Annotated in this window: 11 protein-coding genes; 3 read left to right on the top strand and 8 right to left on the bottom strand. The window is 71.0% G+C overall.

What is annotated here, in order from left to right:
* The first annotated feature begins 15 nt into the window (after positions 1 to 15).
* Both AB0O76_RS27190 and AB0O76_RS27185 read left to right on the top strand, forming a co-directional pair.
* Positions 16 to 2,844 carry an ATP-binding cassette domain-containing protein gene (locus AB0O76_RS27190; RefSeq protein WP_365496269.1) on the top strand — a complete coding sequence of 943 codons (2,829 nt, stop codon included), beginning with the start codon at positions 16 to 18 and terminating at the stop codon, positions 2,842 to 2,844.
* On the top strand, positions 2,841 to 3,632 hold the full coding sequence (locus AB0O76_RS27185; RefSeq protein ID WP_365496267.1) for an ABC transporter ATP-binding protein: 792 nt from the start codon (positions 2,841 to 2,843) through the stop codon (positions 3,630 to 3,632). The genes AB0O76_RS27190 and AB0O76_RS27185 overlap by 4 nt, the downstream gene beginning before the upstream one ends.
* A 4-nt stretch (positions 3,633 to 3,636) precedes the next feature.
* Here AB0O76_RS27185 and AB0O76_RS27180 read toward each other — a convergent pair whose 3' ends face one another.
* From AB0O76_RS27180 to pqqA, 7 genes are all read right to left on the bottom strand, one after another.
* Entirely contained in the window at positions 3,637 to 4,794 is a 1,158-nt protein-coding gene (locus tag AB0O76_RS27180) for a PQQ-dependent sugar dehydrogenase (protein ID WP_365496266.1), read from the bottom strand.
* Positions 4,795 to 4,797: 3 nt separating this feature from the next.
* Positions 4,798 to 5,808: a chitinase gene (locus AB0O76_RS27175; RefSeq protein WP_365496265.1), complete on the bottom strand. Its 1,011-nt coding sequence runs from the start codon at positions 5,806 to 5,808 to the stop codon at positions 4,798 to 4,800.
* Positions 5,809 to 5,895: 87 nt separating this feature from the next.
* Positions 5,896 to 7,023, bottom strand: a complete 1,128-nt coding sequence (gene pqqE, locus AB0O76_RS27170) for a pyrroloquinoline quinone biosynthesis protein PqqE (protein WP_365496352.1) — start codon at positions 7,021 to 7,023, stop codon at positions 5,896 to 5,898.
* 359 nt (positions 7,024 to 7,382) lie between these two features.
* A complete protein-coding gene (gene pqqD, locus AB0O76_RS27165; RefSeq protein WP_365496350.1) occupies positions 7,383 to 7,691 on the bottom strand; it encodes a pyrroloquinoline quinone biosynthesis peptide chaperone PqqD in 309 nt (102 codons plus the stop codon).
* Positions 7,692 to 7,747: 56 nt separating this feature from the next.
* Positions 7,748 to 8,452 (bottom strand): pyrroloquinoline-quinone synthase PqqC, encoded by a 705-nt coding sequence (pqqC, locus tag AB0O76_RS27160; protein ID WP_365496263.1) that lies wholly within the window; start codon positions 8,450 to 8,452, stop codon positions 7,748 to 7,750.
* Positions 8,449 to 9,354, bottom strand: coding sequence for an MBL fold metallo-hydrolase (locus AB0O76_RS27155; protein ID WP_365496261.1), 906 nt, complete (start codon positions 9,352 to 9,354; stop codon positions 8,449 to 8,451). The genes pqqC and AB0O76_RS27155 overlap by 4 nt, the downstream gene beginning before the upstream one ends.
* A gap of 10 nt (positions 9,355 to 9,364) precedes the next feature.
* On the bottom strand, positions 9,365 to 9,490 hold the full coding sequence (pqqA, locus tag AB0O76_RS27150) for a pyrroloquinoline quinone precursor peptide PqqA (protein ID WP_365496259.1): 126 nt from the start codon (positions 9,488 to 9,490) through the stop codon (positions 9,365 to 9,367).
* 308 nt (positions 9,491 to 9,798) lie between these two features.
* On the opposite strand from pqqA, the gene AB0O76_RS27145 reads away from it, so the two are divergent.
* Complete coding sequence (locus AB0O76_RS27145; protein ID WP_365496348.1) at positions 9,799 to 10,590, top strand: aldo/keto reductase; 792 nt, start codon at positions 9,799 to 9,801, stop codon at positions 10,588 to 10,590.
* A gap of 27 nt (positions 10,591 to 10,617) precedes the next feature.
* Here the strand turns inward: AB0O76_RS27145 and AB0O76_RS27140 are convergent, their stop codons facing one another.
* A complete protein-coding gene (locus tag AB0O76_RS27140; protein WP_365496257.1) occupies positions 10,618 to 14,340 on the bottom strand; it encodes a WD40 repeat domain-containing protein in 3,723 nt (1,240 codons plus the stop codon).
* Positions 14,341 to 14,586 lie beyond the last annotated feature (246 nt).

Genomic DNA, 14,586 nt, shown 5'->3' with positions numbered 1-14,586 from the left:
GGGGCGTCTCACCTCATGTCGGACCTCCTCGGCTTCATCCTGAGCGGTCTCGTCTCGGGCGCGCTCTACGCGCTGCTCGCCACGGGCCTCGTCCTGTCCTACTCCGCGTCCGGTCTCTTCAACTTCGCGCACGGCGCGACCGCCTACCTCTGCGCACTCGCGTTCTACGAACTCCATTCCGGCTTCGGCTGGCCGGCCGTGCCGACGGCCCTGCTCCTTGTCTGCGTGGTGGCCCCGTCCCTCGGCTGGGGCCTTGACCGGCTGATGTTCCGCAAACTGGCGCGGGTCGGCGAGACCGCGCAGATCGTGGCGACGATCGGTCTGCTCGTCGCGCTGCCCGCGCTCGGCCTGTGGGTGGTGGAACTCCTGGAGGACGCGGGCGCTTCCGTGAAGCCCGCCGAGAACCAGTTCGGTCTTCCGGGGGTCGGGCCGAGCCCCGCCAAGTCCTGGCAGCTGATGGACGGCGTCGGCATCGACTCCGACCAGCTGATCACGTGGGTGGCGACGGCCGTGGTTGCGGTCGGCCTGTGGGTCCTGATGCGGCACACACCGCTGGGGCTCCGGCTGCGGGCCGCGGTCGACAACCGTTCGCTGGTGGAGCTGCGGGGCATGAGCGCGGACCGGCTCTCGTCGGTGGCGTGGATGCTGTCGTCGGGGCTCGCGGGGCTTGCGGGTGTGCTGGCGACGCCCTTGCTCGGTCTTTCGTCGCACGACTTCACGCTGTTCCTGTTCGTCTCCGCGACGGCGGCCGTGCTCGGCCGCTTCATGTCGATCCCGCTGGCCTTCGCGGGCGGGCTCGGGCTCGGGGTGCTGCAGAACCTGGTCGCCGGGTACGCCGACTTCGCGGAGAAGATCACGGGGTTCCGTACGGCGGTCCCGTTCCTGATCCTCTTCGCCGGGCTGCTTCTGCTGACGCGGCGGCAGCGCACGGCGGGCACCGCGGCGGCGGACGCACCGCCGATCGACTATCTGGCGGGGCGTTCGTGGGCGCGGCGGTGGGGGCCGTGGGCGGCGGGTGCGGTCGTGCTCGCGGTCTCGTTCTACACGGTGACCACGCCCTTCTGGAGCGGGATCCTCGCGCAGGGCCTCGCCATCTCGGTCGTCTTCATCTCGTTCACCGTGGTGACGGGGCTCGGCGCGATGGTGTCCCTGGCGCAGGCGACCTTCGTGACGGGGGCGGCGCTGGTGGCCGGGCTGCTGATGAGCCACGGCTGGCCGTTCATCGCGGCGGCGCTGGTGGGGACGTGCGGGGCGGCGGTGCTCGGCGCGCTGGTCGCGCTGCCGGCGCTGCGGCTCGGGGGCCGGTCCCTGGCCCTTGCCACGCTGGCGCTGGCGTTCCTGGCCGATCAAGTCCTCTTCCAGATGGGGTGGTTAAGGAACGGTGACACGGGGTGGGAGATACCCCGGCCGGTCTTCGGCCCGGTGGACCTGACGGACGACCGCGCGATGGGCGTGGCGATGGTCGTCCTGGTGACGGTGGCGGTGGCGGCGCTCAGCGCGCTGCGCGGGTCGGCGACCGGGCGGGCGATGCTGGCGGTGCGGTCCGCTCCGGCGGCGGCGATGGCGTCGGGCGTCTCCGTGGTCCGCACGAAGCTGCTCCTCTTCACGCTGTCGGCGGGGCTCGCGGGGTTCGGGGGCGTGATGTACGCGTCGTTCAACACGCGGATCACGGCTACGGACTTCACGGCGATGACGGGGCTTGTGTGGCTGGCGGTGGTGGTCGCGGCGGGGGTGCGGAGGCCGCAGTTCGCGGTGGTGGCGGGGCTGGTGTTCGCGGTGATGCCGCATGTCCTGGCGGACTATGTGACGGAGTCGGTGCAGGTGCCGGTGATTCTGTTCGGGCTTGCGGGGCTTGCCTTGGCCAATGATCCGGATGGGTACTGTGCGGCGGTTTCGGTGCGGATGCATCGGCGGCGGGTGCGGGAGGTGGGGGCTGGGGTTGCCTCCGGCGGTGAATTTCCCCGCGGTGCCTCATCAGCGCGCTCCGCGCGCGGGCACCCCTTCCCGAAAACGGCTTCGCCTCCACCGGTTGCCGTCAATCACCGGCTTCGCCGAGTTCGTCCTCAAACGCCGGACGGGCTGAAACCCCCAAGCACCGGCCAGAATCATTCAGCCCGTCCGGCGTTTGCCCTTACCCTCCACGACCTGCATGCCGGATACGACGGCGCTCCCGTCCTCCACGGAGTGACCCTCACCGTCCACCCGGGCGAAATCGTCGCCCTCCTCGGCCCCAACGGGGCGGGAAAGTCGACGACTTGCAAGGTCGCGTCCGGACTCATCGCACCCACCCAGGGCTCGATCCACGTCGCCGGACGCGAAGCCACCCGCGAAGGCGCCGTCGCCCGCTCAAAGGCAGGCGTCGTCCTCGCCCCCGAGGGAAGGGGAATCTTCCCGTCCCTCACCATCGAGGAGAACCTCACCCTCCGCCTCCCGGACAAGACCGCCCGCGAAGCCGTCTACGACCGGTTCGGCAGCCTCGCCGCCCGGCGGAAGATCACCGCGGGCTCCCTCTCCGGAGGCGAGCAGCAGATGCTCGCCCTCGCTCCCCTCCTCCAGCGCCCACCCGCGGTGCTCATCGCGGACGAGCCGTCCCTCGGCCTCGCTCCCCGCGTCGTCGACGAGGTGTTCCGACTGCTTGGCGAACTCCGGGACGCGGGGACGGGGTTGCTCCTGGTGGAGGAGAAGGCGGCGGAGATCCTGGGCGTCGCCGACACCGTGGCGTACCTCGCGCAGGGCCGTGTCTCGTGGTGCGGCCCGCGCTCCGAAGTCCGGGCGGATCAGCTCACCGAGGCCTATCTGGGCATAGCCGCGCAGGGGCACACCGAAGGAGTGGGCAGGCCATGAGCGACGACCGCGTGGATGACCGCATACTCGAAGCCCGCGGCATCGGCGTCCGCTTCGGCGGCATCCGCGCCCTCGACCAGGTGGACCTCGGCCTGCGCCCGGGCGAGGTCTGCGGCCTCATCGGGCCCAACGGGGCGGGAAAGACCACCCTGTTCGATGTCGTCTCCGGCATCCGCCGACCCGACGAGGGGCGGGTCCTCCTCGACGGGGCCGACATCACCCGCCGCTCCCCCGTCTGGCGGGCCCGGCACGGCATGCGCCGCACCTTCCAGCGCCAGCAGCTCTTCGGTCAGCTCACCGTCGCCGACAATCTGCTTGTGGCGCAGGAGTGGCGGGGCGGCGGAGGCGGGTTCGCCGCCGATCTCCTTGCGGCGCCCACCCGGCGTACACGGGAGAAGGGGCGGCGTTCCCGTGCCGCAACTGTGCTGCGTGAGTGCGGACTTGACGCCATCGGCGATGACTACGCGGGTGCACTCCCCGTCGGCCGGGCCCGCATGGTGGAGCTGGCGCGGGCGGTGGCGGACCCGCCGAGGGTGCTGCTGCTCGACGAGCCCGCGTCCGGGATGACGGCCGACGAGCGGGGTCAGCTGTCGGCCGTCATCCGGCACCTCGCGGACGAGGAGGGCTGTGCCGTGCTCCTGGTCGAGCACAACGTCGCGTTCGTGATGGAGCTCTGCGCCCGCGTCGTCGTGCTCGACCTGGGTGGCGTCCTCGCCCAGGGCACGGCGGCCGAGGTGCGCGCGGACCCGAAGGTGCGGGACGCCTACCTCGGCACCGCGGCAGCATGAGGAACTATCCGATCGTCACTCGGAAGATCCGGTCCGAACCGTCGGGCTCGCCACCGTTGTTGTCCGCGTTGGTGGTGGAGAGCCAGAGCTGATCGGCGCCCGGCACGGCGGTGACGGCGCGCAGCCGCCCGTACTCACCGACGTAGAACGCCTTCGCCGTGCCGACGTCCTCGTTGTCGGCGCTGATCGGTATGCGCCAGAGCCGCTCGCCCTTCAGCGCCGCCATGTAGACGGCGCCGTCCACGATGGCGACGCCGCTCGGTGAGGCCTCCGCGACGCCCCAGGTCTTCTTGGGGTTCGTCATGCCGGAGACGTCGCACTCGCCCTCGCAGGTGGGCCAGCCATAGTTCGCGCCGGGCTTGATGAGGTTGAGCTCGTCCTTGGCGCTCTGCCCCAACTCGGCTTCCCACAGGCGGCCTTGGGGGTCGAAGGCGATGCCCTGCGGGTTGCGGTGCCCCATGCTGTAGGCGTAGTTGCCGAAGGGGTTGCCGGGGGCGGGTTCGCCGTCCTTCGTCAGGCGCAGGATCTTGCCGTTGAGGGAGTTCTTGTCCTGCGCGAGGTCGCCGTCCTGGGCGTCGCCCGTGGTGGCGTAGAGGTGGCCGTCGGGGCCGAAGGCCAGGCGGCCGCCGTTGTGGTACTTGTTCTTCTTGATCCCCTTGAGCAGCACCTTGTAGTCCGTCAGCTGTGTGCCGTCGTAGGTCATACGGGCGATGCGATTGCCCTCGGTCGAGGTGTGCATGACGTACACGTAATGGTTCGTGTCCCAGTCCGGGTCGACGGCGACACCCATCAACCCGCCCTCGCCGCCCGTGGTCTGCGACTCGGGAACGGTGCCTATCCGCGTCTTCTCCTTGCCGTCCTTGGAGACGAGCCAGACGCGGAAGTCGTCGCGCTCGGTGACCACCGCGGACGTGCCGTCGGGCGTCCAGGAGGTGCCCCAGGGGATCGTCCAGCCGGTGGAAATCGTCTCGATGTCCGTCGGTTCGCCGACCGCCGAGGCCGACGTCGACGTCGACGCCGACGCCGACATCGACGCCGGTGGCGCGGGGGCGGCGGACACGGCGGGGACGTACTGCGTGAGCCCGGCCACGAGTGCGGCGGCCCCGAGCAGGGCCGCTCTCTTCTTGCCGCTGTTCTTGCCGCTGTTCTCGCCGCTGGTCATCTCTCAACCTCCGTACTGGGCAACGATTTTGGTGAAGTCGTACGGCTGTTGCGACACGCCGCTGCACGAGTCGCCGGGGCTGCCGCCCGAACCGCAGTCGCGGTCACGGTTGACCGACCAGAAGGAGAACCGTGCGATGTGGTGCTCCTCGGCGTAGGCGAGGATCGTCTCGAAGTCGCCCGTGGTGACGGTCTCGTCGGGCACGTCGGTCTTGCCGTTCATGGAGGAGACGCCGATGTGCTTGTACGCGTCGGCATCGCTGTAGCCGTATGCACTCTTGACCGCGCTCCGCAGGCCTTCCATGGCGCTGACCGACGCATCGCCCATGGAGCCGCTGTGACCGCCGAAGTCGAACGGCATGATCACCCAGGCGTCGTTGTCGAGCCCGGCGGCGGCGCCGCGCTCGATGAGGTCCTTGCCGGTGGCGTCGGGACCCTCCGGGGTCGTCCCCATCGTCACGTAGGTGACGATCCCGGGGTTCTTCTCCTTCACGATCTTCAGGGCGTCGACGACCCGCTGACGCACGGTCGCGTTGTTGAACTCGGTGTCCTCGATGTCGATGTCGAACGCCTTGAGGTCATAGGCGTCGATGACCTTCTGGTAGGCGCCGGCGAGCGCCTCGGCGTTGCTGCACTTCTCGCCGAGCTTGGCGCCGCTCCAGCCGCCGACGGAGACGACGATGTCGCCACCCGCACCACGTATGGAGTCGACGGCGGCCTCGTCGGAGCCGCCCTTCAGCGGACGGCTGCCGTCCCAGGCGGGGTTGCAGCCGCCGTCGGACAGGATGAAGGCGAGCGTGAACCACTTGACGCCGGTCGCGGCCATCACGTCGGTGGGCTGCTGCGGGTCGCCCCAGCCCAGGTACTCGTAGGGGGCGGCGTGGATGGTGCCGGGGGCTTTCGGCCGCGCTTGCGGGGGCGCGGCCGAGGACTGGGCGGCCAGGGTGAGGGAGGTCGCCGCGAGGGCCGCGGCGGCTGCCGCGGCGGTGATGGTTCTGCGGGGGGTGGGGGACATGGGGGGTGTGCTCTCCTTTACGTTGTTAGGAAGGGTTCCTAACGGTCTGAGGGTGCAGGACGGGGTGCAGGTCCCGCGGGAGGGGGGTTACGTCTTCGGGTACGCCCGGTAGGCGAAGTCCGTCGCGCGGCCGCCCGCGCTGTCGACGAGGGCGCGGACCTCCGCGTGGTCCGGCGAGAGGTGGCAGGCGGGGTCGGTGCGGGTGGCGTCGCCGGTCAGGGCGTACGCCTGGCAGCGGCAGCCGCCGAAGTCCACGGTGCGCAGCTCGCAGCTGCGGCAGGGGTCACGCATCCATGCCTGGCCGCGGTAGCGGTTGAAGGCGTCCGACTCCTGCCAGATCCAGGACAGCCGGTGCTCCTTGACGTTCGGCGCCCCGCGTCCGAGGAGTTCGGCGGATGCCGGGCACGGAAGCACCGTCCCGTCCGGGGCGACCGTCAGCGAGACGGCGCCCCAGCCGCCCATGCAGGGCTTGGCGATCCCGTCTACGTAGTCGGGCGCCACCCACACCAGTTCCATCCGCCCCGCGAGCCGCTCCCGCCATCGCTCGACGCGTTCGCGGGCCCGGGCGACCTGCTCGCGACCCGGCAGCAGCGCGTCGCGGTTGCGCAGCGCCCAGCCGTAGAACTGGGTGTTGGCCAGCTCGATGCGGTCGGCGCCCCAGTCGAGCCCCAGCTCCACGAGCCCGTCGAGCGCGTCCAGATTGGCGCGGTGCAGCACGGCGTTGAGGCCGAGCGGGAGTCCGGCCGACCGGACGAGCCGGGCCGCTCGCTCCTTGGCGGTGAAAGCCCGTGCTCCGGCGATGAGTTGAGCGACTCCGGGGTCCGCGTGCTGCACGGACAGCTGGACGCTGCGCAGCCCCGCGCCGACGAGCGCGTCGAGCCGACCCTCGTGCAGGCCGACCCCGCTGGTCACGAGCTGTGTATGGATCCCGGCCGCATCGGCACCGCGCACGATCTCCACGAGGTCACGGCGCAGGAGCGGCTCCCCGCCGGACAGATGCGTCTGCACGACACCGATATCGGCGGCCTCCCGCATCACGTCGCACCACTCTGCGCCGCTCAACTCCCTTCTGCGCCCGACTAGTTCCGTCGGATTGGAGCAGTAGACACACCTGAGAGGGCACCCATGGGTGAGCTCGGCGAGAAGGGCCCAAGGCGGCTCTACGGGGCGAGGGCTGGGGGGTGCGGTCGTGCCGGGGCTCGGGGGTGCGGTCATGCCGGGGCTCGGGAGCGCGGTCATGCCGGGGCTCGGGGGCGCAGTGGCGCCGGGGCTCTGGCCCGCAGCTGTTCCGGGGCCCGGGGGCACGGCGGCACCAGCGCTCGGGCCCGCAGCCGAACCCCGACCCGAAGACGCGGCGACCCCAGGACTCGGGCCCGCAGCTGTTCCGGGACTCGGGGGCACGGCGGCACCAGCACTCGGGCCCGCAGCCGAACCCCGACCCGAAGACACGGCGGCACCAGCGCTCGGGCCCGCAGCCGAACCCCGACTCGAAGACACAACAGCCCCAAAACCCGGGACCCCAGCCAAACCCCGACCCGAAGACACAGCGGCGCCAGTGCTCCGGGGACGATCCGTCACCGGAGCCACCCCTCCGCCCGCAGCGCGGCGAGGAACCGCGGCACCTCCTCGGCCACCGGCGCATCCGGATGCAGTCGCGCCAACTCGCCCACGATCTCGTCGACTTCACGCTCGCCGTCGCACAGACCCACCACACTCCCCGCGGACCCGCGCAGCACGACCACCCGCTCGGGCAGCACCAGCAAATCGACGCCGCGCACCCGGTCGCGCCGCAGGACGACGGAGCGGGCGAGCACCGGACGCCAGCCGGTCGGCGCGGCATCGTCCTCCGGGCGACCACCGGGCAGACGTACGGCATCACTCATCGCTACATCACTCATCACTGCATCGCTCATCGCCGCATCGCTCATCGCCGCATCACTCATCGGCCGTGCCCCGGCCCGCGGTCGACCGCGTCGAGCAGCGTCCACAGGACGTCGCACTTGAAGCCGAGCGCAGCGACAGCGCGCTCCTGCTCCGGCCGCGTGCGCGCCCACTCCAGGACGAGGCCGAGCGCTTCCTGCCCGTCCCGGCTGCCCTGTTCCACCCGGGTACGGAAATACGCGAGGCCCTCCGGCTCGATCCACGGGTAGTGCCGCTCGAACGCGTCGATCCGGGTCCGCATGAGGTTCGGCGCGGACAGCTCCGTGAGCGAGGCGGCGACGGCGTCCAGGGCGGGCCTGAGGCGGCAGAAGTTGACGTACCCGTCGACCGCGAGCCGCACGCCGGGCAGCACGCTGGAGACGTCGAGCAGCACCTCGCGCGCGATACCTGCGGCCTCGCCGAGCCGCAGCCATCGCTCGATGCCGCCGTCGCCGTCCTTCTCCCCGTCGTGGTCCTGGATCCGCCGCACCCAGCCGCGCCGCAGCGCAGGATCGTCGAACTTGGCGAGAATCAGGGCGTCCTTGACGGGGATGTACCGCTGGTAGTGGAAGCGGTTCACGATCCAGCGGCGCAACTCGTCGCGGGTCAGGGTGCCTTCGTGCATGCGTACGTTGAAGGGGTGCCGGTCATGGTAGCGCTCGGCGGAGACGGCACGCAGCCGTTCCGTGAACTCGTCGGCCGTCCAGGGAGCCGTCCCAGTCATAGCTCGATCACCATCCGTTCCGCCGCGACTTCGATGCCCCACTCCGCGAGGAGCTTGTGCTGCTCGGCGTGCGGATTCCCCAGGGGATTGGTGTTGTTGAGGTGGGTGTAGAGGCAGCGCCCCGGCAGCCGGGCGAGCCGGTGCGCGCTGCCGCCGGGGCCCGCGATGGGCAGATGTCCCATGCCGGTGGCGGTGCGGGTGGAGAACCCGGCGCGCAGGGGCTCGTCGTCGTCCCAGAAGGTGCCGTCGACGATGACGAGGTCGGCGTCGCGCACAGCTTCGTCGAAGGCGTCGGACCAGACGGCGAGGGCGGGAGCGTACAGCAGGGTCCGGCCGGTACCGGAGTCGTGCAGACGCAATGCCACAGACCAACTGTCCCCACCCCCCTCGGAATTGACGGCGTATCTGGGCCGCTTCCCGGACAGGGGGACAGCACTGATACGCACACCCCCGTCATCACCATCACCCAGGGAACGCCCGGCGGCGGTCAACTCCCGCCAGCGCACCCGGGTGTAGGGCCCGAGGACGGCGTCGAGCCGCAGCCCCTCCCCCACCGCGTCCCGCACGGGAGCGGTGGCGAGGACCTCGATGCCGTCGGCAGCTTCCCGGAAGCGGGCGATGCCGAGGGTGTGGTCGAGTTCGGCGTCGGTGAGCACGACGCCGGCGACGGGGGTCTGCCGGGCTCCGGGGCCGGGACGCAAGGCAGGGCAGTCCTCGATCTGCTCGCCGATGTCGGGGGTGGCGTTGACGACGTACCAGCGCCCCTCCGCCGCACGAACGGCGAGCGAGGCATGCCGGCGGCGACGCTCCGGGTGGGCGCGCGCCCCGGTGCACCCGGGGCACGCGCAGTTCCACTGGGGCAGCCCGCCGCCCGCCGCGGTGCCGAGCACCTGCAGCAGCATGGCGGCGGGGTTACCGGTCGGCGCGGCGGTACGCGGTCACTTCGAGCGCGGTCTCCACGACCTCGTACTCGGGGGTCTGCCATGCGGTGACGGCTTCTGCCGCCGGGAGTGCCGTGGGGGTCTCGTGGTCATTCATGCGTGGTCGCTGCCTTCCTGAAAAGTGGGGGTTCAGGGTTGGGGGGGGCAGGAGCGAAACACCGAGCGCCGTGGGGATTTCACCCGGCGTTCACATGAGTGTTCCGCGTTCAGTGATGTGCAATAGAGTCGCGGCATGACGGAACGCGGTCAATGGTGCGGACCAAAAATCGCCCGTACTTCACCCGGGAGTGGTCATGTAATGCAGCACCGCACCTGATCGTTGACCATGGGAGTACCACCCGACGACTTAAGGATCGAGAGCTCGTGAGCAAGGTCCCCCCGATCATCCTGAACAATGGCGTCGAGATGCCGCAGCTCGGCTTCGGCGTCTGGCAGGTACCGGACGACGAGGCCGAGGTGGCCGTCGCGACGGCGCTGGAGGCCGGGTACCGCAGCATCGACACCGCGGCCATCTACGGCAACGAAGAGGGCACCGGCAAGGCGATCGCCGCTTCCGGCATCGCCCGCGAGAAGCTCTTCATCACCACGAAGCTCCGGAACGCGGACCAGGGCTACGACTCCACGCTCCGCGCCTTCGACGCCTCGCTGGAGAGGCTGGGCCTCGACTATGTGGACCTGTACCTGATTCACTGGCCGATGCCCTCCAAGAACCTCTACGTGGACACGTACAAGGCCTTCGAGAAGATCCAGGCCGACGGCCGCGCGAAGTCCATCGGCGTCTCGAACTTCCAGCCCGACCACCTGGAGCGGCTGCTCGGCGAGACGTCGATCATCCCGGCGGTCGACCAGATCGAGCTCCACCCACACCTCCAGCAGCGCGCCGCCCGCGAGTACCACGCGGAGCAGGGCATCACCACGGAGGCCTGGTCCCCGCTGGGCCAGGGCAAGGGCCTCCTGGAGGTCCCGGCGATCATCGCCATCGCCCAGAAGCACGGCCGCACGCCTGCGCAGGTCGTCCTGCGCTGGCACATCCAGCTGGGCAACGTGGTGATCCCCAAGTCCGTGACGCCGTCGCGGATCAAGGAGAACATCGACGTCTTCAGCTTCGAGCTGGACCCCGAGGACATGGCGGCGTTCAGCGCCCTGAACGAGGACCGGCGGCTCGGTCCGGATCCGTCGACGTTCGACGTGGTCTGAAGTCACCCCGGGGCGTCCTCTTCTTCGTCAACACGTCTTTCGGTACTCGACAGTTGGCAGATAGGTGCGCCACTGCCCCCTGCTGAGTCCGCCTCGGGCACGCTCGCACACGGCGTCCGCCGCGCTGCCCGCCCCGATCGGGACTGAGCGGCTGGGGATGTGCGCGGTCGCCACACGGAGTTCGTCCCCGGTGAAGCCGAGGGCCAGGACGGGGCCGTCCGTGCTGGGGTACTCGGCGCCCGCGAGGCGGGGGGTGTCGGTCTCCCAGACGCGTACGGTGCCGTCCGGTCCACCCGCGGCGAGGTAGCGGCCGTCTTCGGAGAAGGACAGGACCGAGCCGAATGGATCCTCCCCCGTGCCCCATTCGTACGAGCCCGGAGAGAGCACGCCCAGGACTCGGCGGCCACGGGCGTCCCACAGGGTGATCCTGCCGATGTCGTCGGCGACGGCGAGAAGGCGGCCGTCGGGGCTGTGGACCATGGTGCTCAACATGTCCTCGCCGCGCAGTGCCCGCGACGACCGCCCCGTCTCGAGGTCGGTCAGCACACCGTCCGATGTGAGGAGGGATCGGCCGTCGGGAGCCAGCGTTCCCAGCAGTCCACCTGTACGCTGCCGCAACGCCTTGGTGAGCGTGTCCCCCGTCATGTTCCAGACCTCGAAGTGCCATTCGTCGTTGTCCCGCTCGCCCGGCGGCCTGCCCGCGGCGACCACTCGCGTGCCGCGCGACGGGACCGCCAGGCTCTCGACCAACGACGGGACGCGCGTACGGGACGACTCCTCGGCGCCCCTGATGTTCCACCGCCGCACCGTCGTGCCGCTCTCGCCCACGGACCCGTAGGCAAGAGCCCGGCTGTCCGGGGAGAAGGCCCACGGCTGGTCCGTCCCGCAGTCCGCACAAGCCGGGCCGGGCAGCGACTCCGACACCGCACCGCTCCGCGCGTCGCGCACCCTGAACTTCCCTTCGGCGCCGCGGCCTTCGACCGTGGCGAGGGTGCGCCCGTCCGGGCTGAAGCGCGCGGCCGTCAGCGGTCGACCGCGACGGTGCACGGTCAGGGCCGCACGAATGTCGAGGGTGCGTACGACTTCGGAGCTGGCCCGGTAGCGGATCACACCCGCTGCCGTATCCACCCTCAACTCGGTGGCTCCGCGGTCCCGCACCGAATATCGAAGGAGCGGCGTGCCGGGTGAATCGGTCTTCCGCAGCGTGATGTCCCCGTCGGCCTGGACCGCCGCGACCGTCCCGTCATCGTCGAAGGCCACGCTCCCCTCGGAGCCGGCGGGCAGTTTGATCTTCGGGCGCTCCCGGCCGGTCGTCGGCTCCCAGGTGCGGATGCCGCTCCCCATGGAGAAGGACAGTGCCCGGCTGTCGGGAGTGAACGTCAACTCAGGTGCTCCGCAGACCTGTTCATCCACATCGCGCGGCCAGGTCCTGGGCACGTACCGCCCCTTCGCGACGTCCCGCACGGAGAGCCTGCCGCCCACCGAACAGGTCGCGAGCAGCCGGTCATCGGGGCTGAGCGCCGGAGCGGGACTCTCCGTGTCCCGGCCCCGGATCTCGTCGAGAAGCTTGTGCCTTCGTATGTCCCACACCTGGACCGTGGCACGGTCGCCGACCCTCGTGCGGATGACGAAGGTCCGGCCGCTCGGCCCGAACCAACCGTCCATGTCCCACCGATCCCCCGTCCCCAAGCGCGGTCCTGCCGCCCGGTTCCGGACCAGATCCCACACCAGTACGCCGCTCCTGCCCTGCTGCGCGACCATGCGCCCGTCGGCGCTGACGGCCATGATGTTCTCGTGGATACCGGGCCGGGAAGTCGTACTGATGCGGCGATGGCCGCGCACGTCCCACCGCATCACACGGTCACGGTCGATCGCCGTCAGCGTGCGCCCGTCCGCGCTCAGCCAGCGCGGCGCGTTCGGCGCGGTGCTGTCGTCGAGGGCGGCGAACGAGTCCTGCTCCCGCCAGGCGCCGGCGGCACGCACCGCCTCGCGTGTCTCCGGCAGATCCGCAACGCGCCAGGCAGCCACACTCAGCCGCATCGCGGTCACCGGATCCGAACGCCGCAGCGTCTGCGCGACGCCGACGATCCGCCGCGCCTGGGCCTCGGCCCGCTGCCGCTCCCCGTTCCGGTTCTGCTGCCAGGCGGCCACGCCCGCGACCACGGCGAGGCAGAGCAGTACGGCGAGGCCGGAGACGAGCGCCCGCGTCCGCCGCGCGGCGCGTGCCTTCGCACGTAGGTCATGGTCGTGGGCATCCACACCCGCGCGGAGGAAATCCCGTTCCAGGTCGGTCAGTTCGAGAGCGGCGAGTTCCGGGGAGTCGGAGGAGTCGGAGGCTCCCGAACCGAACGCCTCCCGCGCCGCCGTCAGCCTCGTCCCCCGGTACACGGCCCCCGCGTCCCGCCCAAGCTCCTGCCACGTCACGGCCGCCTCGGTCAGCGCCCGGTGCAGCCGCAGCCGGTCGCGGTCCGCGTCGACCCACCCCCGGAGCCTCGGCCACGCGCCGATCAGGGCTTCATGGGCGAGGTCGACCGTCGTTCCGTCGACGGTGAGCAGCCGCGCGGCGACCAGGCGTTCCAGTACGTCGTCGCAGCCGGGCGGAAGTTCGGCGCGGTCGACGGGGCGACGGGTGTCCTGCGTGCCGTCGCCCGGCGCGACCATGCGCAGGAGCAGCCGACGGGCCGTCGCGGCCTCCGCGTCCGTCAGTCGCCCGAAGACTTCCTCCGCGGTGTGCGCGATGGCGCCCCGTACGCCGCCGATCGCCTCGTACGCCGCCTCCGTCAGGGTCTTGCCGTTGCGCCGCCGCCACACTTCGCGGAGCGCGTGCGCCATCAGCGGGAGGCCACCCGGCTCGTCCGCCACATCGGCCACGATCCGGGCCGTCAACGTCCGCTCCACGACGAGCTGTTCGGCCGCCGCGGGCCTGACGATGGCCTCGCGCAGTCGACTCGGCGACATGGGGCCGACGAGGAGGTTGGCGTCTCCCAGCGCGTCGGCCAGAGGGCCGTGTTCGGCGCAACGGCCGTAGAAGTCGGCGCGGACGGCGACGATCACACGCAGGCGGCTGCCGGAGGCGCGGGCCATGAGCAGCCGGTCCAGGAACTCCGTCCGTTCCGCCGTGGAGTGGCAGAGCGAGAAGACCTCCTCGAACTGGTCGATCACGAGGAGCGTGTCGCCGACGCCGTCGGCGGGCGTCAACAGGTGCTTGTGTGTTCGGGCCGGGCGGTCGCCCGGAGTGAGAATGCGGATCGCGGCGGGACGCCACTGATCGGTGGACTCCCGTAACGCCGGGATCAGCCCGGCCCTCAGCAGCGACGACTTGCCGCTGCCGGAGGCGCCGATCACCGCCGCCACGCGTCGCCGCGAGGTGAGCCGCACCAGCTCGTCCACGAGGTCGCCGCGGCCATGGAAGCGGGCCTGGTCGTCGGCGCCGAATCTGGCGAGCCCGGGATAGGGGGACTCGCCGTCGCCCATGTCCCGTTCGGCGCTCTCGGCGACCGCTTCGTACCAGCGCCGTTCCCACTCCTCCGGTTCCCCGTCGCACACGGACACATAGGCGAGCAGCACGGGCAGCGTCGGGAGCCGTTCTCCCGCGGCGGCCGCGGAGAGCGTGGGAGCCGAGTACGCGACGCGCTGCGCCATCGCCCGGTAGGTGGGGCTGCCCGCGTCGACGCGGAGCTTGCGGAGTTCGTGCGCGAAACGCTGGACCGGGCCTGCCGTCGGCTCGAGCGGCTTCTCCCTGCGCCCCATCGCTGCCCGCCCCTTCCAGCCCCCTCTGGTCAAGATCCGTGACCACGTTAGCAATTGATCGGTGTGGCGGAACGGGGCTGCCTATCAATCCGCGTGTCGCTGAACTCGGCTTTCCGGGCCCGCTCTTGGGCCCCGGATCCGCACAGCCGACCGCACACGCACGGGGAGCCCGCCATCGCCACCACCACTCGCTCCAGCCTTTCCGACCCGCCACAAGCGGTCGAACGCAAGGCCGAGCACGCCGTT

The organism is Streptomyces sp. NPDC086554, from assembly GCF_040686095.1.
Taxonomy (GTDB): Bacteria; Actinomycetota; Actinomycetes; order Streptomycetales; family Streptomycetaceae; genus Streptomyces.
This window is presented reverse-complemented; position numbering and strand designations above follow the sequence as displayed.